We start from the raw sequence: 24443 nt of genomic DNA, 5'->3' as shown, positions 1-24443 counted from the left end.
TTAGTAGCGAAAAATCCTACCCTAAAGAAATAAATTTTTTATTTATAATTCATCAATTTCCTGACGTAATTTTTTCAAGGCACCATAAATACGCTTTTCTACTGCTTTTGTGCTAATATCTAGTAAGGTAGCAATTTCTTTAAATCTCTTACCTTCAACTCGATTTAATAAAAATGCGACACGTTGTGCTTCGGTTAAATTTGCAATAGCTTGTTCTAGTTTTTGTCTGTATTGTTTTTCTTCTAATAAAAATTCAGGAGACAAATTTGTGTGGTGTGTGGTTATTGTTTTTTGATGTTTTAGTACAACCTTTTGATGCGCTACTTCGTTTAACATTAAATTATTTGCAATTGTAAACACATAACTTTTAGCTTTATTGGGTGGTACTTTTTTACAGTTTTCCCATAATTTAACAAAAGCTTCTTGTGCTTTATCTTCAGGATTTAAATGCGTTCCAAATTTATAAAACAAAAAGTCATGTAAGTTTTTAGCATGCGTTTTAAAAAACGATTCAAATAAAGATTTATCACAAATATTTTGATGTAACTGTTTAGGCATTAAATAACTTTAGATAATTAATTTACAATAATAGAACTATTTTTTTTTAATTAAGGTAGGATTATTTGTACATGAGTTGTTTTATATTCAGCAAGCTATAATTATTGCTATGAAAAGAAGAAATAACCAAAAAAAAATCAAAATGAAGATCTTTAGTTTTAAACCGTTCAAATTTTATTTTTACTTACCAATATTGTTTTTAACCTTAGTGTTGTCCTGTCAAGACGAAGTTTCAGATATTGTAAATCCTGAGCAAGAGGATGTTATTGAAGCTAATTCTGACACAGCCAACCTCATGTCTATGGTCGCTTTAAATGATGGGTCTGTAGACAATATCATAGATTATGCTAACTGTGTAGAGGTTGTCTTACCTGTAACAATTACAACAAATGGTGTTACAATAACAATTCAGAGTATAGAAGAATACGCAGAACTAGAAACATTGTTTCAAACCTTTACAATGGGTCAAGAGGCCATTCAGTTTAGCTATCCTATAACGTTAACACTTAATGATTATTCAACAATAACTATTAATACTGAATCAGAATTATTAGCACTTATTAATACTTGTAATGATGAAAATGAAGTTGATGATGATATTGAATGTATAGACATCCAGTATCCAATAGCATTTTCTATTTACGATACAGATTTCCAAGTTAGCGAAACAGTAACCGTAGATAATGACGAGGCTTTATACCTGTTTTTAGAAAGCTTAAACGCATCAGTAATAACTAGTTTAAATTTTCCTGTAACTTTAATTTTAGCAGATGGCAACACTATAGAAGTTAATAGTAATCAAGAGTTAGAAATTGCTATAGCTGAAGCTGAAAATGATTGTGATGAAGACGATGACTTTAATTTTTATGATACTGATTGTACAGATCAAGCAATAGAATTAGCCTTAAAAGAATGCATTTGGAATTTACCAGTGTATAACACAACAGATCCATTAAATAGTTATTACATTCAATATAATGTAGACTATAGTTTTGTAACATATAACCTTTATGGTAACCCAGTACATGATGGTGTTTGGACGGTTAGTCAAAATGATGATAATCAATTTATATTAGATTTAGATACTAATTGGGAAGATTTATCAGGATCTTGGATCATAGACAATTGTAGTCAAACAAATCTATTTGAATTATATAATATGAATACCCAAGCCTTAGTTGTTTTAGAGCAAAATTGTGATGTTAATTTCGCTTACAGTTGTTTTGAAGACATAACATTTACAGTCTGTGATGACGACGGAAGTTTGGACCTTCAAACTGCAATTGTATTAGACGAGCTTTATCCAAACTGTACATCAAGTGTTCTAAATATTTTTTATTTTAATACAGAAGCAGATGCCAATGCTAGTGTAAATCCTTTAGCTTCTCCATACACTAATATGTCAAGTACTGAAGTGATTTATGTAAGAGTAGAGCATGTAAATAATCCAAACGAATTTCAAATATTTACTGTGAATTTAATTGTACAAAATTGTGCTTCATCTTGTACTGAAGGTGATGTTGACGGTATTTTACAAGATTGTAAATGGGTAATTTCAAATTATGAAGGTGATTCTAGTTTTAATATTTTCAATATAAATTTTGAAAATGATCAAAGCATGATTATAAATTCAGATAACGAAAACTACACAGGTAACTGGTCTACATCTCAAGATGGAGGACAGGTTGTGGTTACTTTATCAGATATTTCAGGAGGAAATGTACAGATTTTAGATGGAGACTATTATGTGGTAGAGTGTACTGCAAATCAAATAATATTACATGAAGTAACAAATAGCAATATTGAAGTTGTTTTAGATAAAGATTGCGATTAAAAATTTAGTTTTAGTTAAGTTGATTAAGGGTTGCTAATTTTAGCAGCCTTTTTTTATGTAATTATTTATAATCTAAACTTCGTAAATACGCTTCAAATTCCTATTTTTGTGCTTCTTAAAATCAGAAAATTTATGTTTAATAATTTAAGCGAAAAGTTAGATAAAGCGTTACATGTACTTAAAGGTCATGGTAGTATTACAGAAGTAAACGTTGCCGAAACCCTAAAAGAAGTACGTAGAGCACTTTTAGATGCCGATGTTAACTTTAAAATAGCCAAAAATTTTACTAATACCGTTAAAGAAAAAGCGCTTGGTCAAAACGTATTAACAACGTTACAACCAGGACAGTTAATGGTTAAGATTGTAAAAGATGAGCTAACACAATTAATGGGTGGAGATGTTGAAGGCATCAATATGTCTGGTACACCAACCATTATATTAATGTCAGGTTTACAAGGATCTGGTAAAACTACATTTTCTGGTAAGTTAGCTAATTTCTTAAAAAACAAAAAAACTAAAAAACCTTTATTAGTTGCCTGTGATGTATATCGTCCAGCAGCTGTTGATCAATTACACGTAGTAGGAGATCAAATAAAAGTAGATGTTTACAGTGATAAAGGTAATACAGATCCAGTTGCTATAGCACAAGAAGGTATTGCATATGCAAAGCAAAATGGACACAATGTGGTGATTATAGATACAGCAGGTCGTTTAGCTGTAGATGAAGCCATGATGACAGAAATCTCTAACATCCATAAAGCTATACAACCGCAAGAGACATTATTTGTGGTAGACTCAATGACTGGTCAAGATGCTGTAAATACAGCAAAAGCCTTTAATGATGTCTTAAACTTTGATGGTGTTATCTTAACTAAGTTAGATGGAGATACACGTGGTGGAGCAGCAATATCAATTAAATCTGTAGTAAATAAACCAATTAAATTTATTGGTACAGGTGAAAAGATGGAAGCTATTGACGTCTTTTATCCTTCACGTATGGCAGATCGTATTCTTGGAATGGGAGATGTTGTATCACTTGTTGAAAGAGCTCAAGAACAATTTGATGAAGCTGAAGCTAGAAAACTTCAAAAGAAGATTGCTAAAAACCAATTTGGTTTTGACGATTTCTTAAAGCAAATCCAGCAAATCAAAAAAATGGGTAACATGAAAGACCTGATTGGGATGATTCCTGGAGCAGGTAAAATGATGAAAGATATAGATATTGATGACGATGCCTTTAAAGGTATTGAAGCCATTATTCACTCCATGACTGTTAAAGAAAGAACTAACCCTTCAATTATCGATGCCAGTCGAAAAAAGCGAATTGGTAAAGGATCTGGTACTTCTGTTCAAGAAGTAAACCAACTTCTAAAACAATTTAATCAGATGAGCAAGATGATGAAAATGATGCAAGGAGGAAAAGGAAAAGCAATGATGAATGCAATGAAAAACATGAGGTAACTCATGTTTTTTTATTTTATATAATTAACTAACACACAACTAAAAAAATGACAATTTTAGACGGTAAAAAAGTCAGCAACGATATTAAAAACGAAATCAAAGCCGAAGTTGATAAAATGAAAGCTAACAATGAGAAAGTTCCTCATTTAGCAGCAGTTATTGTCGGTAATGATGGAGCAAGTTTAACTTACGTAGGAAGTAAAGTTAGAGCTTGTGAACGTGTAGGTTTTGAGTCTACAATGGTAAGATTATCTAACACAACAAGTGAGGTTGAATTGTTAGATAAAATTGAAGAACTTAATAATAATAGTGATATTGACGGTTTTATTATCCAATTACCATTACCAGAACAAATAGACACGCAAAAGGTATTAATGGCTGTACATCCTGATAAAGATGTGGATGGTTTTCATCCAATGAATTTTGGTAAAATGGCACTAGACATGTCTACTTTTATACCTGCAACTCCTTTTGGTATTTTAGAGTTGTTAGATAGATACCAAGTTGATACTAAAGGTAAGCATACTGTCGTGATTGGACGTTCTCATATTGTAGGAAGACCAATGAGTATTTTAATGGGACGTAAAGGTTTTCCTGGTAACAGTACAGTGACTTTAACTCACAGTCACACCAAAAATATAACGCAAATAACAAGTCAAGCAGATATTATCATTTCGGCATTAGGTGTACCTAATTTCTTAAAAGCAGAAATGGTAAAAGATGATGCTGTAATTATTGATGTTGGTATAACACGTGTACCAGATGAGACCAAAGAAAGAGGTTACCGTATTACTGGAGATGTTGACTTTGAAAACGTTAGTAAAAAAGTAAGCCACATCACACCTGTACCTGGTGGAGTAGGACCAATGACAATAGCAATGCTGCTTAAAAACACACTATTGGCTAGAGAAAGACACAATAATAGATAATTGTTATTTATAAATAACAAATCAAATATTCTTTACAATGAAATATTTTAGCGTACTCACACTTGTTTATCTTTTAATAACAAGTGTGAGTTGTAAAGATGAAGTTTTAGAAACAAGCTCATTAAAAAGTTTTTCTAAAAAAAAAGCTGAAAAATATTATGTTTCAGCAGAATCTGGTCTAAATTATAGACAATCTCCAAAGGATAAAATATTAGGAAAATTTGATTTAAATCAAACGGTTTCTGTTATATATCGAACAGGTGTTTTTCAAGACATTGAAGATAATAACAAGATAATTAAAGGAGAATGGGTTGGCATTCAAAAAGCGAATGATACTGTATATGTGTTTGATGGATTTTTAACTAAACAAAAATTTTTTCTAGACACTAATGTTAGTAATCATATTCTTAATTACTATAATGTAAACTATGGTAAAGAAACCATTTTAGTGGATACTAAAAGTGATAGTTTACGCTCTTTAATATATTATGCAAAACCAGAAAATGACGATGAGAAATATGGTTTTTTTCAAATGGCTGTTACACTACCTAGAGTTAGAGATAAAAAGTTTTTGTACTACGGAGATTTAAATAATGATGGTTTAGAGGATATGATTATTCCTGTTAATACAGAAGGTGGTGGAGGTGGAGGTAATGTATGGTGGATAGATTTATTTGTTTTTTTACAACAAAAAGATGCTAGTTTTTCATTTTTAACCACTAAATCTAATTGGGAAATTACTGAATGTCAAGGTTTTATTCAATTAGATAAAATAGAAAATAATTTAATATATGGTAAGTCTTCTTGCTATGCAGAAGATGATGGACGATGTTGTCCATCATTAAATTATTTAACTACACTTAAATTACAAAACAAAGATTTGATTGTAGTTAATTCTACTCAAACATTTGATAATTAGTAATTAATTTTAAAGTGCTTTATTTAGCAAATAACTGCGATTGATCCCTAAAGGTTTTAAACTCTAAAGCATTACCAGAAGGGTCTTTAAAAAACATGGTTTTTTGTTCTCCCACTAGACCTTCAAATCTAACATAAGGCTCAATAATAAAGTTGATGTTTTTGGTTTTTAAATCGTTTTCAAAAGTTGTAAAAACGTCCCAATCTAAAACCACTCCAAAATGTGGTACAGGCACTTGTTTTCCATCTACTTCATTAGCTGAAGTGTCTTCATCTGTTTTTTCTTTAAAATGAATAACTAACTGATGACCAAAAAAGTTAAAGTCTACCCAATGGTCACTACTACGTCCTTCTTCACAGTTTAAAATATCTCTATAAAAAGTACGACACTCTTGAAGGTTATGTACAGGAATTGCTAAATGAAAAGGAGATATACTACTCATAATTAATCTTTTTTACGTCTGTTTCTTATAGGTCTATCTTGATTAGATCTTGATCGACTTGTATCTTCTCTTTTAGATTGTTCAGCTTCAGGTTTATTTTTGGATTGTCTATCTTTACTAGCTTTGCTAATCCTAGAAGAGTTTTCGTTGTTAGTTTTAGCTTCGTGTACTTTAGTCGAGTCTTCTAAAAGTAAGTGTAATGTTTTTAATTCTTTTTCAGTAAACTCACGATACTCTCCAACAGGAACATCAAGCTTTATATTCATAATTCTAACACGTTTAAGTGAGGTCACTTCGTAGGTTAGATATTCGCACATACGTCTAATTTGTCTGTTTAGACCTTGGGTTAAAATAATGCTAAAGGTATGCGAGTCTATTTTTTTTACTACACATTTTTTTGTGGTTCTATCCAAATCTTCAAGATATATACCTCCAGCCATTCTTTTAATAAACGTTTGCGATATTGGTTTGTCAACCGTCACAATATACTCTTTATCATGATTGTTACTGGCACGTAATATTTTGTTTACAATGTCACCATCATCTGTCATAAAGATTAATCCATCACTTAATTTATCTAATCTTCCAATTGGAAAAATACGTTTAGGATAATTTATAAAATCTATAATGTTGTCTTTTTCAACATTAGTATCTGTAGTACAAACAATTCCAACGGGTTTGTTAAAGGCTAAGTAAACCGGTTTTTGGTTAGATTTTGTAATAATTTCTCCATCAACTGCAACCACATCATTTGGACTTACTTTAGTGCCCATTTCTGGTACAACACCATTTATTGTGACACGTCCAGCATCAATTAATTTATCGCCTTCACGACGAGAACAATAACCAGCTTCGCTGAGGTATTTATTAAGTCTTGTTAGTTTTTCTTCCAAAATATTAGGCGTTTATAAAGTTTACCACAGCTTGATTTACACTTTTATCGCGTAATCCATGACCAAAACCTTCAGTTGTTATTAATGTTGAATTTTTAAAGTTAGATGAAATTAACTTAGCTTCATCATATTTAATAATCTTATCTTGTGTATCGTGAATTATTAATCCTTGTAAATTAATTTCTTTTGAAAACTTGGCAGCCGAAAAATGTGAAGGTTTATAATTGAAACGTTCTAGTACAATTTGGTTTAAACCATTTTCTATACGTTTATTATAACCTAGCATATTAACGTAGTTTTTAAATACTTTGGTAAACTCTGAAGGAGCACCAAGTAACACCATTTTTTCTAGACTTTTATTTTGATATTTATGTTGAAAAAATATTGAAGACATACCTCCAACCGAATGACCTACAATAACATTTGGATTATAATGATTGGCTACTACATTTATAAACTCTGAATATAAAATCGCATTAAATTGTTTTCCAGAAGATTGTCCATGTGCAGGACCATCTAAAGTTACAATGTTATAATCTTGAGCTTGTAAATCTGTTATAATTTGCTTCCATCTAAAGCTATTACTTTCCCATCCATGGGCTAATAAAATAGTTTCTTTAGTACCTTTCCAGTTATAGGTTTGTATTTTTAAATCGTTATAATCTAAAGTGGATTGGGTTGCAGTGTTTAAAAATGCTTTTTGTTTTGGATTTAAACGTCCTTTTTTAGGGGTTGCAAATATATCTAAAGCTTTTACGCTTGCATATTTTGGAGCTATGTAGCTTATAGCATTTAAACTGTTACCAATTATTTTAGGAAGTACTTTAGCAATTGTTTTTTTCATTATGTTTTTTAATCTTCTCTGTTTACTAAATCCATTGAAAATGCTGGTGTGCAAATAGCAATATATTCGCAAGCCACAGTAAATGGATTAGAGTATTGTACACGTGTGTTTTTTTCTATTTTAATAGATTGTCCAGCTTCAAGTACAATTTGTTCATCATCAATTATAAATTGTTTTTTTCCGCTTATAATATAGGTGTACTCATCAAATTCTGGTGTTTGAAATGGTTCACTCCAACCAGCAGGAGCTACCATATGTGCAATACTGATGTCTTTATTACCATCGGTTGCTAAACCTACGTGTTCTTCTATTAGTTTTCCGTCTGTTGTTGGAACAACAAAAGGGCTGTTTTGTATTGTGTATTTTTTATTTTTCATATTAAAATAGATAAAAATAATAACTGACTACATTGGTATAAGTAATCCAGCAAGCAAAAAATAAGCCTAATATTAAAATAATAGTCTGTAGTTATATAATTTAAGTTTTCCTTTAAAATAGTACAAATCAAAAATTTCTACTAATATTCCGAGGCTAAAAAAAATATTAGCTCCAATTCCCCAAATAATTATTCCAATACATTCAAAAAATCCAAAATGTATTGGTTGTATTATTAATATAGTAATTAACCCAACTAATCCAACAATAATATTGTAAATCAATCTTTTACTTTCCCACCATTTTATAGTGTCATTAAGTATTGATTTGGTATTCATTTTTAATGATAGTTTACCAACCTAAGATAAAAGATTTTATTGCTGCAGTTTCAGGTATATTAGCTTCTTCAATAGTTTTAGTCATATTAAATCTAAATTCTGCTGGCAATTCATTTTTATCAATTAAGAAAAAAGCATCTGTTTCTTTTACAAAAATAGAGGCGCTTTTAAAAGAGTTTTGAATTTTAGTAATCGTATAGTTGGCTTTAATATCTCCAAATGTACTTTTACTGTTTATGCCTTTATCTGTTTTAAATCTTGGGTCTTTAATTTTGATGCTAGATATTGTAGCTGTTGAGTCTAGCGCTTGTTTAGGAGTTAAGCTTAATAATAGTTTTCCTCCATTTTCATAAATATCAATAGTATTTAATGTGCCTGAAAACTCGTCACCAGCTATTGGGTTTATTAATGAGTCTTCCGCAAAAATATTTTTTAAATCTTTAACTTGAGTAGAGTCTGTTAATAATCCAATGTTTTGATTGGCAACTAAAAATTTATCAGCTTCGTTGTTACAAGATGATAATATTAAGGTTAATAAACTTAGGGATAATATTGTTTTTTTCATTGTTATTATTGGTTATGTGATTTCCGCGAAAGCGAAAAATATTATTTCATTACTCGTTTTAAAATACCAAAAACACTTCTTATAAATGTTGCACTGGTTAAAACCTTTATTATTGGGTTTTGTGCTGTGCTACGACGACGTGTTGAGGTTGTTTTGGTTTGCTTGCTAGCCTTTTCTTTTTCGGCTTTTGCATCTTCTTGCGCTTGTAAAGCTTCGGCTTTATCAATTTTTTTGTTTAATAGCTCGTAAGCACTCTCACGATCTATGGTTTCGTTATATTTTAAAACTAATTTAGAATCGTCTAGTAAATTTTGTAATTCGTTGTTTGTTAACACGTCCATTCTACTCATTGGTGCACGCATCATTGTTGCAGCTAATGGTGTTGGTCTACCTTTTTCATCAAGTGCAGATACCAATGCTTCACCAGTACCAAGAGCGGTTAGGATTTCGGCAGTGTCATAATAATCTGTATCTGGATAATTTTGTGCAGCTAATTTAATGGCTTTTCTGTCTTTGGCTGTAAAGGCACGTAAAGCATGCTGAATTTTTAAACCTAATTGACTTAAAACACCTTCTGGTACATCTGTTGGGTTTTGTGTTACAAAATATAGTCCAACCCCTTTACTACGTATAAGTTTTACGATGCTTTCTATTTGATGTAATAATGCTTTTGAAGCTTCGTTGAAAATTAAATGTGCTTCGTCTATAAATAGGACTAATTCTGGTTGTCCAGAGTCTCCTTGTTCTGGTAAGGTTTCGTAAATTTCAGCTAGTAAGCTTAGCATAAATGTAGAAAACAACTTGGGTCTGTCTTGTATGTCTGTTAGCCTAATAATGTTTATATAACCTCGACTATCTCTTGTGGTACGTAGTAAATCTTCGACTTCAAAACTTTTTTCTCCAAAAAATAAATCACCACCTTGTTGTTCAATTTCAATTACTTTTCTAAGAATAGCTCCTGTTGAAGCTGAAGAGATGCGACCATATTCTTCTTTAAATTCGTCTTTACCTTCATTGGTACAGTATTGTAATATTTTTTTAAAATCTTTAAGGTCTAAAAGCGGTAGTTTGTTGTCATCACAATACTTAAAAATAACAGCAACTATACCAGATTGTGTATCTGTTAGGTCTAAAATTCTAGATAATAAAACAGGCCCAAACTCGCTAATAGTTGCACGAAGCCTAACGCCATCTTGTTCTGATAGCGACATAATTTCTACAGGAAAACCTTTGGCTTCAAAGTCAAGTCCTATTTTAGCATGACGCTCGTCAATTTTTACATGACCAGGACTAGGTTGTGCTAAGCCACTTAAATCACCTTTTATATCCATAAGTAAAACCGGAACCCCTTTGTCACTTAAATTCTCTGCTAAAACCTGTAACGTTTTTGTTTTACCAGTTCCTGTTGCACCTGCAATTAGACCATGTCTATTCATGGTTTTTAATGGGACATTTACAAAAGCATCTTTAACCGTTTGACCATCTAACATGGCAGATCCAAGTGTAATAAAGTCACCTTTACAAGTATTTCCTTCTGTGATGTGTTTAAAAAACTGGTCTTGTTTACTCATTTTAAAAAATATTTGTCGTAAAAATACTAATTGTAGCTCAAAAACTTTCAACTTTAAATATTTAAAACTTTCAACATATAAGATTATCTTTGCAAGCTATGAAGCAAGAGACGCAAGATTTAGTAAACAAAGGATTGATGTTGCCTTTAATGGAAGAGTTTTATACCATTCAAGGTGAAGGATATCATAAAGGAACTGCTGCTTATTTTATAAGAATTGGTGGTTGCGATGTTGGTTGTCATTGGTGTGATGTTAAAGAAAGTTGGAATGCAGATTTACATCCTCCAACAAGTACAGATGTAATAGTAGCAAATGCAAAAAAATATAGTGACACTGTTGTGGTTACTGGTGGCGAGCCTTTAACTTGGGACATGACAGCGTTAACTAATAAGCTTAAAGCTGAAGGCTGTAAAATACATATTGAAACCTCTGGTGCTTATGAGTTAACTGGTCAATGGGATTGGATTTGCTTATCTCCTAAAAAAATGAAACTTCCAACTCAAGGCGTTTATGATAAGGCTCATGAGTTAAAATGTATTATATACAATAAAGACGATTTTAAATTTGCTGAAGCCCAAGCCGAAAAAGTAAACGATAATTGTATTTTATATCTGCAACCAGAATGGAGTAAACGTGACACAATGATACCTATGATTGTTGATTATGTTATGGCTAACCCAAAATGGAAAGTATCTTTACAAACGCATAAATACCTAAATATTCCGTAAATAGTTGTATTATTGCACTATAGCTATTAATCATGGCGTAAATAATCTTTATAATTTTTACAATATGATTAGAAATTTTTACAATGAAAATTGGAAACTCATAACCTTTGACGATAAGATTTCCGAACAGATGAAATTTAAAATATCTAACTATGGTCGATTAATTAGAATTGATCATGGTGAAGAAGTTTTAATAGAAAAACAATACCTTGTAAATGGATATTGTACAATACCTGTGATTAAAAAAGACGGTAAGCGTACAGCAAGATATATTCATAAATTAGTAGCCGAGCATCATTTAGAAAAGCCAGAAGATGCCAAATATGTATTGCATTTAGATTACAATAAAACTAATAATACTGTTGAAAATCTAAAATGGGCTACTAAAAGAGAAAAAGAAATCCATCAGTTTAGTAATCCTCATTACCTAACCAGAAAGAAGGTTATACCAACATCTAAATTAACAGAAACTCAAGTAATCAGGCTTAAAAAACGACTTTTTGATCCTAAAAGGCGTACAAGGTTAAAAATTTTAGCACGACAGTTTGGTGTTTCAGAGATGCAATTACATCGTATTAAAACAGGAGAAAACTGGGGACACATTAAAGTGTAATTATTGTTTAATAAATTTTACGGTTTGTCTTCCGCTGTTATTATGAAAATCCAAATAATAAATTCCACTAGCTAAATCTTTAACATTAAAGCTGTAATTTTTATTATCATTGGAAGTTGTAATATGCTCTCTAGTTAAACGTTTTAAATATTTACCATTGGTATCATAAAGCTCAATCAGTAAATTGTCATTTGCTTTAAAATGTATAGTGAACTTTAAAAAATCATTCACTGGGTTTTTTGTCAGTTTGATTTGTAAAGGAGATTTCGCTTTTACAGCTAGATCTGTTGTGCCTAAAGTTTGGTCTGTGTACTTGTAAATAGTTGTTCCTGCTGCATAGGCTAAAGTTGATGAGACTATAAAAATACGGTTAAGATTATTACCTATATTTAAATTGGTCCAAGTTAATCCACCATCTGTAGTTTCATAAAAACCAGTAGTGTGTCCTCCAATCCAACCATGTGTCTCGCTTACAAAGCCTACAGCTTGTAATTGTGTTTCTGGAGCATCTGCTGCAAACCAAGTGTTGCCAGCATCAGTAGATTTAATAAATTTACCAAGTGCAGTTGTAGTAGACTCAACAGCTCCAAAAATATAATCGGTATTGCTCTCTAAAACTTGTATTTTCCATACGTAATCTCCAGGTGTGTTTGAGTTGTAAATTTCGATCCATGTGTTTCCTCCATCTTCTGTTTTTAATAATGTGCCTCCATTACTATTTTGTCCAGCAACATAGCCAACGGTATCATTTAGAAAATAGATTTCAACCAATGCATCAGCATAAACAGACATATCAATATATTGCCAAGTCAAACCACTATCTGTAGATTTAATAATAAAAGCTGGGTTAAAATAAGCACCACAACCATAAATTGTATTTGTTCCAACAGTATCTAAACCACAAATAGCAGCAGGATTTGGTGCTATAGTAGTAACGCTGGTCCAGGTTACTCCACCATCTATTGTTTTGTAAAATAATCCATTTAAGGTACCTAAAAAACCAATGTTTTCATCTAAAAACTCTATGTTTCTAAAGTAATGACTACGACCTAAATCTGTTTGGTTTAGTTGTTCAGACCAAGTTAGTCCACCATCAGTAGTTTTATATACAGCTGCGTAAAATCCATTTGCAGCCCAACCTAAGTTGTCGTTTAAAAAAAACACATCATCAAATCTCTGGTTATTTGTATTGTTTATACTGTTTGGTGTTGGTTGCCATGACGTTTGTGCGTTTAATTGTATGCAAAATATTATAATAAGTAGCTTTATTAGTTTCATTTTATCAGGCTTAGGTTGTGATGTGTAAAGTTAATAATACTTTTATTTAGTATTTTAATTTCATTTTTTTATTAAAAATTGTTTTTTAGTTAAAATATGTAATCATTAAAGTCTTCAGTGTTTTAATATTGAAACATAAAACCAATATTTGCTATATCAATTAGAATTAAAGATATTAAAATATATAAAATTATGTGTGGAATTGTATGTGCTTTCGACCTAAAACAAAAAAGTGAAGATTTAAGACCTCAGGTTTTAGAAATGTCTAAAACAATACGTCATCGTGGACCAGATTGGTCAGGTATTTATAGCGACGATAAAGCTATCTTGGCGCACGAGCGTTTAGCAATTGTAGATCCTGCTTCAGGAAAACAACCATTATTTAGTCCAGATAATAAATTAGTATTGGCTGCAAATGGAGAAATATACAACCACAGAGATTTACGCAAACAATTTGAAGGTAAGTACCAATTTCAAACAGAAAGTGATTGCGAAGTTATTTTGGCTTTATACCAAGAAAAAGGTGTTGATTTTGTAGATGAAATGAATGGTATTTTTGGTTTTGCAATTTATGATACCGAAAAAGATGAATACTTTATCGCTCGCGATCACATGGGAATTATTCCATTATATATTGGTTGGGATCAAAACGGAACCTTTTATGTAGCTTCAGAGCTTAAAGCTTTAGAAGGAATATGTACTAAAATTGAATTATTTCCTCCAGGACATTACATGTCTAGTAAAGATGGTGAGTTTGTAAAATGGTATAACAGAGATTGGAGCGAGTACGAAGCTGTAAAAGAAAATGAAACAAGTATTGCTGAGGTAAAAGAAGCACTAGAAGCTGCTGTGCATAGACAGTTAATGAGTGATGTGCCTTATGGTGTTTTGCTTTCAGGAGGATTAGATAGTTCTGTTACTTCTGCAATAGCAAAAAAATACGCACAAAAACGTGTAGAGTCAGATGATCAATCGGATGCTTGGTACCCACAATTACATAGTTTTTCTGTTGGGTTAGAAGGATCTCCAGATTTAGCTGCTGCGCAAAAAGTAGCAGATCATATTGGGACAGTTCACCATGAAATTAAATTTACAATCCAAGAAGGTTTAGATGCCATTAAGGATGTAATTTATAACATCGAAACTTATGATATAACAACAATCCGATCATCAACACCAATGTATTTAATGGCAAGAGTTATTAAGTCTATGGGAATTAAAATGGTACTGTCTGGTGAAGGTGCAGATGAGATTTTTGGAGGCTATTTATACTTTCATAAAGCACCAAATGCACAAGAGTTTCATGAAGAAACAGTACGTAAGTTAGATAAATTACACATGTATGATTGTTTAAGAGCAAATAAAAGTTTAGCTGCTTGGGGAATTGAAGGACGTGTGCCATTTTTGGATAAAGAATTTATGGACGTTGCTATGCGTATCAATCCACAGGATAAAATGATAAATGGAGAACGTATGGAAAAATGGGTAATTCGTAAAGCATTTGAAGACATGTTGCCAGAAAGTGTGGCTTGGAGACAAAAAGAACAATTTAGTGATGGTGTTGGTTACAGTTGGATTGACACTTTAAAAGAAGTAGTAGAGAAAGAAGTGAGTGATGAGCAAATGGAAAATGCAAAATTCCGTTTCCCAATTCAAACACCACAAAACAAAGAAGAGTTTTATTATCGTTCTATTTTTGAAGGACATTTTCCAAGTGATGCAGCAGCATTAAGTGTACCTCAAGAAGCAAGTGTAGCTTGTAGTACAGCAACTGCTTTAGAGTGGGATGAAGCCTTTAAAAATATGAATGAGCCATCAGGAAGAGCTATAGCTAACGTACACGATAAATCTTATGCAACGTCATAATTTGACCTGTACAGATTAAAAAAACATTAGATTTCTAACTTCAAAACCTCGCATATGCGAGGTTTTATGTTTTTAGGCAAATAAAAGTTTGCTAAAAAAGTTTCATTTTAAATTTAAGATACTTTTTAAGCGTTTTAAGCCTGTTTTAAAATAATTAACAAATGTTAATAATTTTTATCAAATGCGCTTAAAACCACTTGAAAAACAGTTTTTATTTTGTATATTTGGTTGTATTCAAAAGGATGCTGTAAAGCATCTTTTTTTATGCACAAAAAAGCATGATTTTTTAATTAAAAATAGGCTTTTTTGAGATTTCGTTTTTAAAACGCAATCATAATAATATTGATTAGAACTAAAACGTATTTAAATAATGAGCGAAAAAAAAGAAGAGTTTAATAAACACAATTACTCGGCTGATAGTATCCAAGCGCTAGAAGGTATGGAGCACGTACGTATGCGTCCGTCCATGTATATTGGAGATGTTGGAGTACGTGGTTTACACCATTTAGTATATGAGGTTGTGGATAACTCGATTGACGAAGCTTTAGCTGGTCATTGTGACAATATTACTGTAACTATTAATGAGGATAACTCGATTACCACAGAAGATGATGGTCGTGGTATTCCTGTAGGAATGCACCAAAAAGAAGGCGTATCTGCACTAGAGGTTGTAATGACTAAAATTGGAGCAGGAGGTAAGTTTGATAAGGATTCTTATAAAGTATCTGGTGGACTTCACGGAGTTGGTGTAAGTTGTGTTAACGCATTATCAGAACATTTACAAGCTACAGTATATAGAGACGGAAAAATTTGGGAGCAAGAGTATGAAAGAGGTAAAGCCTTATACCCTGTAAAAGCAATTGGAGATACAGATAAAAGAGGAACAACGGTTACTTTTAAACCAGATCCAACAATTTTTAAGCAAACGTTAGAGTATAATTACGATACTTTAGCTAGTAGAATGCGTGAATTAGCGTATTTAAATAAAGGTATTACTGTACATTTAGTTGATAAAAGAAGTAAAAAAGAAGATGGTTCTTTTGAAGGTGAAACGTTTCATTCTGAAGAAGGATTAAAAGAATTTATTACGTTTTTAGATGCTACTAGAGAGCCTTTAATGAAAGATGTAATTTCTTTTGAAGGTGAGAAAAACGGAGTGCCTGTTGAGGTTGCAATGGTATATAATACTAGTTATGCAGAAAACCTTCATTCTTATGTAAATAACATTAACACGCATGAAGGTGGTACTCACCTTTCAGGTTTTAGACGTGGTTTAACACATACCCTTAAAAAGTATGCTGACGAGTCTGGAATGTTGGATAAACTTAAGTTTGATATTGCAGGAGATGATTTTCGTGAAGGACTAACAGCTATTGTATCTGTAAAAGTACAAGAGCCACAGTTTGAAGGTCAAACCAAAACCAAATTGGGAAACAGAGAGGTTTCAGCAGCAGTAAGCCAATCTGTTTCAGAAATGTTATCTGATTATTTAGAAGAAAACCCTGAGGATGCCAAAACTATTGTGCAAAAAGTAATACTTGCAGCACAAGCACGTCACGCAGCACAAAAAGCGCGTGAAATGGTACAGCGTAAAACGGTAATGAGTATTGGTGGTTTACCAGGAAAATTATCTGACTGCTCAGAGCAAGATCCTTCAAAATGTGAAGTGTATTTAGTCGAGGGAGATTCGGCAGGTGGAACTGCAAAACAAGGTCGTGATAGAGCATTTCAAGCTATTTTACCATTACGTGGTAAAATCTTAAATGTAGAGAAAGCAATGACTCATAAGGTTTTTGAAAACGAAGAGATTAAAAATATCTTCACAGCTTTAGGTGTCACTATCGGAACAGAAGAAGACAGTAAAGCGCTTAACCTTTCAAAATTAAGATATCATAAAATTGTAATCATGTGTGATGCCGATATTGATGGGTCTCACATTGAAACTTTAATTTTGACTTTCTTCTTTAGATATATGAAAGAACTAATAGAAAATGGTCATATCTATATTGCAACTCCACCTTTATATTTAGTTAAAAAAGGAGCTAAAAAACAATATGCTTGGAATGATGAAGAACGACAAGCTATTATGAATGAGTTTGGCGAGTCTGCAAAAATACAACGTTATAAAGGTCTTGGAGAGATGAATGCTGAGCAACTTTGGGATACAACAATGAATCCTGAGTTTAGAACATTACGTCAAATCCAGATAGATAATGGTGTGGAAGCAGATCGTGTGTTTTCTATGTTAATGGGTGACGAAGTTCCTCCACGTAGAGAATTTATCGAGAAAAATGCTATTTATGCAAATATTGATGCTTAAACAATAAATATTTTTTATATTAAAAGGAAACATTTGTATAAATGTTTCCTTTTTTTATGCTTTTACAAATCCCTCTATTGTAAAAACTAAAACATGATTTTTTACGTTAATATTTAAAATAATAGCAATGAAAAAAACAATAGTTATACTTGGATTATTACTGACAACTCAATTAAGTTGGTCACAAGAGAATTTAAACGAATTACTAGCAGCAGGTGTAGGAGATGCAAAAAGGTTTGCTTCAGATTACTTATTGCCAGCTACAGATGGTTTAGCTTATGGAATAAGCTCAGGTTGGTTTAATAATGCAAAAGTCCGCAAAAAATACGGGTTTGAATTATCTATAGTCGGAAATGCTTCATTTATTAAAGATGAAAATAAAGCATTTGAAATGAATGTTAGCGATTATGAAAACATTAGATTTCCTGATAATAGTTCATCTAAAAGCGTAGCAACAGCGTTAGGACATAATGATCCTGATGTAACAGTTTTGGTTACTTATGACGATCCAATTTTTGGTAGTCAAGAGGTCGAATTGACTTTGCCAACAGGTATAGGAGCTTCAAAAGTAAATTTAATTCCGACTGCTTTTTTACAAGGAAGTTTTAATGTGTTTGAAGGGACTCAGATAAAAGCAAGATTTTTTCCAAAGGTAGAGACTGAAGATGTTAAAGTAGGTTTGTATGGTGTTGGTATTCAACAAGAATTTACAGCATTGTTACCAGCAGATAATTTGTTTCCAGTAGCAATTTCTGGATTAGTTTCATACACTCATTTAGATGCAAATTATGATTTTACCAATACAGAAGTTGTTGATGGCGAAAACCAACAAGTACAAACTAATGTTAATAGTTTATTATTTCAATTAATTGCAGGTACTAAATTTGAAGTTATCAATGTTTATGGTGCTTTGGGGTATTTAAGTGCAGATTCTAAAACAGATTTATTAGGTACATATCGCGTGTCAGATGGTGTTTTATTTTCAGAAGAAATTGTGGATCCTTTTACAGTAGATTCTAAAACATCAGGTGTCACAGCAACTTTAGGTGCTAATCTTAAATTAGGTGTTTTTGGTATAAATGCATCTTATACTTTAGCCGAATTTGATACAGCTTCATTAGGATTTAATTTGATGTTCTAGATTTATAAAATTCTTAATAAAAAGTAATTTTAAAATGTTAATTTTGTAAAACAAGAAAAAACACACTTAATTTAATTAATTTATAATAATATGAAAGTAACAGTAGTAGGAGCAGGAGCAGTAGGAGCAAGTTGTGCAGAGTATATTGCAATCAAAGACTTTGCTTCAGAAGTGGTACTATTAGACATTAAAGAAGGTTTTGCAGAAGGTAAGGCAATGGATTTAATGCAAACAGCATCATTAAATGGTTTTGACACAAAAATAACTGGTGTAACAAATGATTACAGCAAAACAGCAGGATCTGATGTTTGTGTAATTACTTCAGGTATACCTCGTAAACCAGGAATGACTCGTGAAGAGTTAATTGGTATTAATGCAGGAATTGTAAAAACAGTATCATCTAGTTTAATTCAGCACTCTCCAGACACTATCATTATAGTTGTAAGTAACCCAATGGATACTATGACTTATTTAGTACACAAAACTACTGACTTACCTAAAAACAGAATTATCGGAATGGGTGGAGCTTTAGATTCTGCACGTTTCAAATACAGACTAGCAGAGGCTTTAGAAGCGCCTATCAGCGATGTTGACGGAATGGTAATTGGAGGACACTCTGATAAAGGGATGGTTCCATTAATTAACAAAGCAGCAAGAAATAGCGTTAAAGTATCTGAGTTTTTATCAGAAGAAAGAATGGAGCAAGTTGTGCAAGATACTAAAGTAGGAGGAGCAACACTTACAGGTTTATTAGGTACATCTGCTTGGTATGCACCTGGAGCTGCAGTATCAGGAATGGTACAGGCAATTGCTTGTGATACTAAAAAGATTTTCCCTTGTTCAGCATTATTAGATGGAGAATTTGGATTAAGTGATTTATCAATTGGTGTACCATGTGTATTAGGTGCAACCGGAATCGAGAAAATTGTAGAAATCAGTTTATCTGATGCGGAAAAAGCGAAGTTAGCAGAGTCTGCAGAAGGTGTTAAGAAAACAAATGGGTTATTAGAATTATAATAATTACCAACATAATTTTTAAAAAGACTATCCTAATCGATAGTCTTTTTTTTTGTTTAAAAAAAATAAATAGAAAGCTATTATTGTAGCTTTCTATTTATTGTTGTAAAATTGTTGTGGCAAGGTATTTGTCATTAATAAGACAAACAACATAACCGCATTTAATCATAACAACATTTATAAAATGAAAAAATTAGTATTTTTATTATTAGCAACGTTTAGTATTTCTATGGTTGCTCAAGAGAAGATAACCGAAGGGGTTATTGCTTCAAAAATGACAATGTCAAGCCCTAATGAGCAGATGAATGCTCAGCTTCAAATGGTAGGAGACATTAATATTATAACATACTTTAAAGATGACAAAACAAGATCAGAAACAAATAACCCAATGTCAGGTGAGTCTGTTTCTATTATTGATACTGAAGCTAAGCAAATGTTAACATTGCTTAATAACCCAATGATGGGTAAGAAGTTTACTTTAAGTGATATTAACGAAACTCCAGATACTTCAGGAATTGAAATCACTAAAGGTGACGAAACTAAGACTATTTTAGGATATAATTGTGAGCAATATAACATCACAATGAATCAACAAGGTGTCGCTATGACAATGAAAGTTTTTACTACTGAAGCTATTGAGGCATCAAACCAACAAACTGTAGAGTTTGGAGAAAAATTTAAAGGTTTTCCTTTATTAATGACTATTAATGTTAGCCAAGCAGGTCAAGATATGGCAATGACTTATGAAGTAACAGACATCAAAAAAGAATCTGTATCAGATGATAAGTTTAGCTTAACACCTCCAGAAGGATATGAGAAAATGGAAGGAATGTAATCTGCATTTTTCCTAATATTTAAAAGAGCAACTATTTAGTTGTTCTTTTTTTTGTTTAAAAATGGTTTTAATCATCTAAAGATTATATAAATATCACCTTATTTTTTATATTTGGCGCATGAAGTCAAAATGGTACTTTGGTATATTACTTGCTGCATTTACGTTTTTTGTTGCTAGTCAACAACAAATTGCTGTACCCAATCAACAAATAGACTTTCATTTTTCTGACCAACAAGCTACTGTTTCTCAAACAGAAGTGGTTATAAGTGCCATTAAAAATCAGCTTCAGGTAATAGGTGCTAAAAACACACAAGTTACAGAGCAAAATGGCACACTTAAAATAACATATTATAGTGATGTTGATGTAGAAAATGTCAAAGCTATATTGTTACATAACCAAGAAACAGTATATCTTGAGGACAACAAGTCTTCTAATCAAAGTTATAATTTAGATGTTTCTGAAATAAAAACATCAACGCCTTCTGGAGCAGGTTTTGATGGAGATTATATGGTGGAAGCTAAGCAAGAATACCTTAGAGCTTCACAAGTTGTTTTAACTTTTTCAGCTATAGCTGAAAATACTTTACAGCTAACATTACTATCATTTACAACACATAAAGTAAATACTAATATCTCAATTAGTATAGATAAAGGGACCTTTAATATTCCAGAAGGTAGAGCAGGACCAATAGCTTAATTACATTTCAACACTTATTTAAAACACCACTTCAGTTGACCAATTGAAGTGTATAAACAATTCATTTTATATAAATAAAAAAATGTCAAGCCTTACGTTAATTATATGCTAACGTAATTTAAAACTTGACATTAAATAAACAAAACCATGCAAAATAAAGGATTAGTAAAACTATTTGCAGTATTGTTTGGATTGGTAAGTATTTACCAACTGTCTTTCACATTTAAAAATAATGCGATAGAAAACAATGCAGCACAATTGGCTGAAAGTAAAATTGAAGCTTCAGCAACAGATCGTACAACTAAAGTAAACGATTATGCAACAAGTTATTTAGACTCGTTAGCAACATCAAAAGAAAGTGTTTTTTTAGGTAACACTTATGAGGATGTAAAACAAAACTCAATGAAGTTAGGTCTTGACCTTAAAGGTGGTTTAGAAGCAATCCTTCAAATATCTGTAAAAGATCTTTTAATTGGATTAGCTAACGATAGTAAAAATCCAACTTTCAGAAAAGCTTTAGATGATGCAGACGAAATTCAAAAAAACAGTCAAAACACGTATTTAGAAGATTTTTATGTAGCATTTGACGCTATCAAAGGAGATAAAAAATTAGCCTCTCCAGATATCTTTGCTAACAGATCTTTAGTAGGTGAGATAGACTTAAATATGTCTGATAGCGATACTAAACGTGTATTAGAAACAAAGGTAGACGAGTCAATCGTTTCTGCTTTTGAGGTATTGCGTAAGCGTATTGATGAGTTTGGTGTAACCTCTCCAAACATCCAACGTTTAGGTAACTCTGGACGTGTATTATTAGAATTACCAGGTGTTAAGGATGTAGCACGTGCTACAGATCTTATTACTCAAACAGCACAATTAGAGTTTTGGGAAGGTTTAAAAGCAGATCAATTTAATCAGTTTTTAATTCAAGCAAATGACTTACTAAAAACTAAATTAGAAGCTAAAACAACTTCAGAAGAAACTACAGAAGCTAAAGAATTATCTGAAGAAGAAAAAGCTATTGCAGCACTTACAGGTGAAGAAAACGAAACTGTAAACGAGGTTAACCCATTATTAGATCTAATGGCTGGTCCTGGTTTTGGAGCAACTTTAGCACAATTTAATATTGCAGACAGAGAGCAAGTATTAAGTTACTTATCTATGCCAGAAGTAAAGGCATTATTACCATCAGAATTAAAACATACTAAATTTGTTTTTGGTAAACCAACAGAAAATAGTGAGTTAGTAGATCTTTTTGTTTTAAAAGGAAACAGAGACAATGAGCCACCATTAAATGGAGCGGTTGTAACAGATGCACGTCAATCTTATAACCAAGCAAATAAGGTTGTAGTTAGTATGCAAATGAATAGTAAAGGAGCTAAAATCTGGGAAAAAATGACAGGTGAGGCTTTTAAAACGCAAGGTCAAATAGCTGTAGTTTTAGATAATACTGTATACTCTGCACCTTCATCATCTACTGGACCAATTGCAGGAGGAAGTACTGAAATTTCTGGAAGCTTTAGCTTAAGTGAAGCAACAGATTTAGCTAACGTTTTACGTGCAGGTAAATTACCAGCTCGTGCAGAGATTATTCAAAGTAGTATTGTTGGACCATCTTTAGGTCAAGAAGCAATTGATAGTGGTACAATGTCATTTGGTATTGCATTAGCATTAGTATTAATCTGGATGGTATTTTACTATGGTAAAGGTGGATTATTTGCTGACATAGCAATGTTATTCAACATCTTATTAATCTTTGGTGTATTATCAGGTATTGGAGCAGTATTAACACTTCCTGGTATTGCAGGTATCGTATTAACTATTGGTATGTCTGTGGATGCAAACGTACTTATATTTGAGCGTATCAGAGAAGAACTATCCAAAGGTAAAGATCAAAAATCAGCTATTCAAGACGGATTTAGTAATGCATTATCATCAATTTTAGATGCCAACATTACAACAGGATTAACTGCATTAATATTATTTGTATTTGGTACAGGACCAATTAAAGGTTTTGCAACAACATTATTAATAGGTATTGGTACATCACTATTTACAGCAATCTTTATTACAAGATTATTAGTAGATTGGTATTCAAACAGAGGTGGTCAATTAGATTTCTCAACAGGTTTAACTAAAAACTTATTTAGAAACATTAATATCGAGTTTCTTAAAAAACGTAAAGTTGCTTACATCATATCAGCAGTAGCATTAGTATTAAGTTTAGGATCATTATTTACAAATGGATTAGATCAAGGTATTGATTTTGTTGGAGGACGTACAACGCAAGTTAGATTTGCAGAGCCAGTAAGTGCAGTGGAGATTGAAGGTATTTTAGCTTCTCAAGACGTATTTGGTAGTGCAACAGTAAAAACAGTTGGAGATGACAATAATTTAAAAATCTCAACTAAATATAAAATTAACGAAACAGCAAACGAGGTTGATGAAGAAGTAACAAGTAAGCTATACACAGCATTACAACCTTACCTTAAAGGTGTGTCTTTTGAAGATTTTAAAGACTTATCAAAAGCAGACAAGCAAATTGGTATTATGGATCAATATAAAGTAAGTCCATCAATTGCAGACGATATTAAACAGGCCTCTTTCTGGGCAGTTTTAGGATCATTAGTAGTTGTATTCCTTTATATTCTTTTCCGTTTTAAAAGATGGCAATTCTCTCTTGGTGCAGTAGCAGCAGTATTCCATGATGTAATTATCGTATTAGGTGTATTCTCTATTACATACAAGTTTATGCCATTTTCAATGGAAATTGACCAAGCATTTATTGCAGCAATCCTAACAGTAATTGGATACTCATTAAATGATACCGTTGTAGTATTTGATAGAATTCGTGAGTTTTTTAACGAGTACACAGGTTGGGAATTTGATAAAGTAATAGACAGCTCATTAAGTAGTACATTAAGTCGTACGTTAAATACATCTTTAACAACTTTAGTGGTATTATTAGCAATCTTCATTTTTGGAGGAGAGTCTATTAGAGGATTCATGTTTGCATTAATAGTTGGTGTAATAGTAGGTACCTACTCATCATTATTTATTGCAACACCAATCATGTATGACTTTGTTAAAAAAGGAAATGCAGCAGACGCATTAAAAAAGAAAGAAGTAGTTGTGGACGAAACAGTAGTTAAGTAGTCAAACACTAATCTTAATATTAAAAGCCTTTCTATTCATTTAGAAAGGCTTTTTTTTTATGTC

The 24443-nt window shown here is 31.9% G+C and carries 22 protein-coding genes; 13 read left to right on the top strand and 9 right to left on the bottom strand.

Going from position 1 to position 24443, the window contains the following annotated elements:
- Positions 1–42 precede the first annotated feature (42 nt).
- Complete coding sequence (locus ITB9_RS06855; RefSeq protein WP_054851668.1) at positions 43–558, bottom strand: RNA polymerase sigma factor; 516 nt, start codon at positions 556–558, stop codon at positions 43–45.
- Positions 559–700: 142 nt separating this feature from the next.
- Between ITB9_RS06855 and ITB9_RS06850 the strand changes: the two genes are divergently transcribed.
- The 4 genes from ITB9_RS06850 (at position 701) to ITB9_RS06835 (ending at position 5701) form a co-directional block, all read left to right on the top strand.
- On the top strand, positions 701–2392 hold the full coding sequence (locus tag ITB9_RS06850; protein WP_148638400.1) for a hypothetical protein: 1692 nt from the start codon (positions 701–703) through the stop codon (positions 2390–2392).
- Between the two features lie 132 nt (positions 2393–2524).
- On the top strand, positions 2525–3853 hold the full coding sequence (ffh, locus tag ITB9_RS06845) for a signal recognition particle protein (RefSeq protein WP_054851666.1): 1329 nt from the start codon (positions 2525–2527) through the stop codon (positions 3851–3853).
- 47 nt (positions 3854–3900) lie between these two features.
- A complete protein-coding gene (locus ITB9_RS06840; RefSeq protein WP_028289276.1) occupies positions 3901–4782 on the top strand; it encodes a bifunctional 5,10-methylenetetrahydrofolate dehydrogenase/5,10-methenyltetrahydrofolate cyclohydrolase in 882 nt (293 codons plus the stop codon).
- 85 nt (positions 4783–4867) lie between these two features.
- Complete coding sequence (locus tag ITB9_RS06835) at positions 4868–5701, top strand: hypothetical protein (RefSeq protein ID WP_054851665.1); 834 nt, start codon at positions 4868–4870, stop codon at positions 5699–5701.
- Between the two features lie 19 nt (positions 5702–5720).
- Here the strand turns inward: ITB9_RS06835 and ITB9_RS06830 are convergent, their stop codons facing one another.
- The 7 genes from ITB9_RS06830 to ITB9_RS06800 form a co-directional block, all read right to left on the bottom strand.
- Positions 5721–6143: a VOC family protein gene (locus tag ITB9_RS06830; protein WP_054851664.1), complete on the bottom strand. Its 423-nt coding sequence runs from the start codon at positions 6141–6143 to the stop codon at positions 5721–5723.
- 2 nt (positions 6144–6145) lie between these two features.
- Positions 6146–7036 (bottom strand): 23S rRNA pseudouridine(2604) synthase RluF, encoded by an 891-nt coding sequence (rluF, locus tag ITB9_RS06825; RefSeq protein ID WP_054851663.1) that lies wholly within the window; start codon positions 7034–7036, stop codon positions 6146–6148.
- Positions 7037–7040: 4 nt separating this feature from the next.
- Positions 7041–7880, bottom strand: coding sequence for an alpha/beta fold hydrolase (locus tag ITB9_RS06820; protein ID WP_261975575.1), 840 nt, complete (start codon positions 7878–7880; stop codon positions 7041–7043).
- 8 nt (positions 7881–7888) lie between these two features.
- Positions 7889–8257 carry a cupin domain-containing protein gene (locus tag ITB9_RS06815; RefSeq protein WP_028289280.1) on the bottom strand — a complete coding sequence of 123 codons (369 nt, stop codon included), beginning with the start codon at positions 8255–8257 and terminating at the stop codon, positions 7889–7891.
- A gap of 72 nt (positions 8258–8329) precedes the next feature.
- Positions 8330–8593 (bottom strand): hypothetical protein, encoded by a 264-nt coding sequence (locus ITB9_RS06810; RefSeq protein ID WP_054851662.1) that lies wholly within the window; start codon positions 8591–8593, stop codon positions 8330–8332.
- Between the two features lie 13 nt (positions 8594–8606).
- Positions 8607–9158 carry a hypothetical protein gene (locus ITB9_RS06805; protein ID WP_054851661.1) on the bottom strand — a complete coding sequence of 184 codons (552 nt, stop codon included), beginning with the start codon at positions 9156–9158 and terminating at the stop codon, positions 8607–8609.
- Positions 9159–9199: 41 nt separating this feature from the next.
- Positions 9200–10729 (bottom strand): helicase HerA-like domain-containing protein, encoded by a 1530-nt coding sequence (locus ITB9_RS06800; RefSeq protein WP_054851660.1) that lies wholly within the window; start codon positions 10727–10729, stop codon positions 9200–9202.
- 98 nt (positions 10730–10827) lie between these two features.
- Here ITB9_RS06800 and ITB9_RS06795 point away from each other — a divergent pair, with 98 nt between their 5' ends.
- Both ITB9_RS06795 and ITB9_RS06790 read left to right on the top strand, forming a co-directional pair.
- Positions 10828–11457, top strand: a complete 630-nt coding sequence (locus ITB9_RS06795) for a 7-carboxy-7-deazaguanine synthase QueE (protein ID WP_054851659.1) — start codon at positions 10828–10830, stop codon at positions 11455–11457.
- A gap of 64 nt (positions 11458–11521) precedes the next feature.
- Positions 11522–12070: an HNH endonuclease gene (locus ITB9_RS06790; protein WP_054851658.1), complete on the top strand. Its 549-nt coding sequence runs from the start codon at positions 11522–11524 to the stop codon at positions 12068–12070.
- Here the strand turns inward: ITB9_RS06790 and ITB9_RS06785 are convergent, their stop codons facing one another.
- Positions 12071–13348, bottom strand: coding sequence for a YCF48-related protein (locus ITB9_RS06785; RefSeq protein ID WP_054851657.1), 1278 nt, complete (start codon positions 13346–13348; stop codon positions 12071–12073).
- Between the two features lie 192 nt (positions 13349–13540).
- On the opposite strand from ITB9_RS06785, the gene asnB reads away from it, so the two are divergent.
- The 7 genes from asnB (at position 13541) to secDF (ending at position 24380) form a co-directional block, all read left to right on the top strand.
- Positions 13541–15214 carry an asparagine synthase B gene (gene asnB / locus ITB9_RS06780; protein ID WP_028606973.1) on the top strand — a complete coding sequence of 558 codons (1674 nt, stop codon included), beginning with the start codon at positions 13541–13543 and terminating at the stop codon, positions 15212–15214.
- Between the two features lie 370 nt (positions 15215–15584).
- A complete protein-coding gene (gyrB, locus tag ITB9_RS06775) occupies positions 15585–17534 on the top strand; it encodes a DNA topoisomerase (ATP-hydrolyzing) subunit B (RefSeq protein ID WP_054851656.1) in 1950 nt (649 codons plus the stop codon).
- 127 nt (positions 17535–17661) lie between these two features.
- Positions 17662–18675 (top strand): DUF6588 family protein, encoded by a 1014-nt coding sequence (locus ITB9_RS06770; protein WP_054851655.1) that lies wholly within the window; start codon positions 17662–17664, stop codon positions 18673–18675.
- Between the two features lie 90 nt (positions 18676–18765).
- A complete protein-coding gene (locus ITB9_RS06765; protein WP_054851654.1) occupies positions 18766–19692 on the top strand; it encodes a malate dehydrogenase in 927 nt (308 codons plus the stop codon).
- Positions 19693–19876: 184 nt separating this feature from the next.
- Positions 19877–20527 (top strand): DUF4412 domain-containing protein, encoded by a 651-nt coding sequence (locus ITB9_RS06760; protein ID WP_054851653.1) that lies wholly within the window; start codon positions 19877–19879, stop codon positions 20525–20527.
- A 118-nt stretch (positions 20528–20645) separates the two neighbouring features.
- Positions 20646–21224: a hypothetical protein gene (locus ITB9_RS06755; RefSeq protein WP_054851652.1), complete on the top strand. Its 579-nt coding sequence runs from the start codon at positions 20646–20648 to the stop codon at positions 21222–21224.
- Positions 21225–21371: 147 nt separating this feature from the next.
- Positions 21372–24380 carry a protein translocase subunit SecDF gene (secDF, locus tag ITB9_RS06750; protein ID WP_054851651.1) on the top strand — a complete coding sequence of 1003 codons (3009 nt, stop codon included), beginning with the start codon at positions 21372–21374 and terminating at the stop codon, positions 24378–24380.
- Positions 24381–24443: the final 63 nt, after the last annotated feature.

Source organism: Olleya sp. ITB9, assembly GCF_001315805.1.
Taxonomy (GTDB): domain Bacteria; phylum Bacteroidota; class Bacteroidia; order Flavobacteriales; family Flavobacteriaceae; genus Olleya; species Olleya sediminilitoris.
This window is presented reverse-complemented; position numbering and strand designations above follow the sequence as displayed.

What these genes read in the sequence shown, in the direction of transcription:
- ITB9_RS06855 (WP_054851668.1), bottom strand. Translation starts at nt 558, where the DNA reads ATGCCTAAACAGTTACATCAAAATATTTGTGATAAATCTTTATTTGAA.
- ITB9_RS06800 (WP_054851660.1), bottom strand. Translation starts at nt 10,729, where the DNA reads ATGAGTAAACAAGACCAGTTTTTTAAACACATCACAGAAGGAAATACT.
- ITB9_RS06805 (WP_054851661.1), bottom strand. Translation starts at nt 9,158, where the DNA reads ATGAAAAAAACAATATTATCCCTAAGTTTATTAACCTTAATATTATCA.
- ITB9_RS06830 (WP_054851664.1), bottom strand. Translation starts at nt 6,143, where the DNA reads ATGAGTAGTATATCTCCTTTTCATTTAGCAATTCCTGTACATAACCTT.
- ITB9_RS06760 (WP_054851653.1), top strand. Translation starts at nt 19,877, where the DNA reads ATGAAAAAATTAGTATTTTTATTATTAGCAACGTTTAGTATTTCTATG.
- ITB9_RS06840 (WP_028289276.1), top strand. Translation starts at nt 3,901, where the DNA reads ATGACAATTTTAGACGGTAAAAAAGTCAGCAACGATATTAAAAACGAA.
- ITB9_RS06770 (WP_054851655.1), top strand. Translation starts at nt 17,662, where the DNA reads ATGAAAAAAACAATAGTTATACTTGGATTATTACTGACAACTCAATTA.
- ITB9_RS06850 (WP_148638400.1), top strand. Translation starts at nt 701, where the DNA reads ATGAAGATCTTTAGTTTTAAACCGTTCAAATTTTATTTTTACTTACCA.
- ITB9_RS06815 (WP_028289280.1), bottom strand. Translation starts at nt 8,257, where the DNA reads ATGAAAAATAAAAAATACACAATACAAAACAGCCCTTTTGTTGTTCCA.
- ITB9_RS06795 (WP_054851659.1), top strand. Translation starts at nt 10,828, where the DNA reads ATGAAGCAAGAGACGCAAGATTTAGTAAACAAAGGATTGATGTTGCCT.
- ITB9_RS06820 (WP_261975575.1), bottom strand. Translation starts at nt 7,880, where the DNA reads ATGAAAAAAACAATTGCTAAAGTACTTCCTAAAATAATTGGTAACAGT.
- gyrB (WP_054851656.1), top strand. Translation starts at nt 15,585, where the DNA reads ATGAGCGAAAAAAAAGAAGAGTTTAATAAACACAATTACTCGGCTGAT.
- ITB9_RS06785 (WP_054851657.1), bottom strand. Translation starts at nt 13,348, where the DNA reads ATGAAACTAATAAAGCTACTTATTATAATATTTTGCATACAATTAAAC.
- ITB9_RS06810 (WP_054851662.1), bottom strand. Translation starts at nt 8,593, where the DNA reads ATGAATACCAAATCAATACTTAATGACACTATAAAATGGTGGGAAAGT.
- ITB9_RS06765 (WP_054851654.1), top strand. Translation starts at nt 18,766, where the DNA reads ATGAAAGTAACAGTAGTAGGAGCAGGAGCAGTAGGAGCAAGTTGTGCA.
- ffh (WP_054851666.1), top strand. Translation starts at nt 2,525, where the DNA reads ATGTTTAATAATTTAAGCGAAAAGTTAGATAAAGCGTTACATGTACTT.
- secDF (WP_054851651.1), top strand. Translation starts at nt 21,372, where the DNA reads ATGCAAAATAAAGGATTAGTAAAACTATTTGCAGTATTGTTTGGATTG.
- ITB9_RS06790 (WP_054851658.1), top strand. Translation starts at nt 11,522, where the DNA reads ATGATTAGAAATTTTTACAATGAAAATTGGAAACTCATAACCTTTGAC.
- ITB9_RS06755 (WP_054851652.1), top strand. Translation starts at nt 20,646, where the DNA reads ATGAAGTCAAAATGGTACTTTGGTATATTACTTGCTGCATTTACGTTT.
- asnB (WP_028606973.1), top strand. Translation starts at nt 13,541, where the DNA reads ATGTGTGGAATTGTATGTGCTTTCGACCTAAAACAAAAAAGTGAAGAT.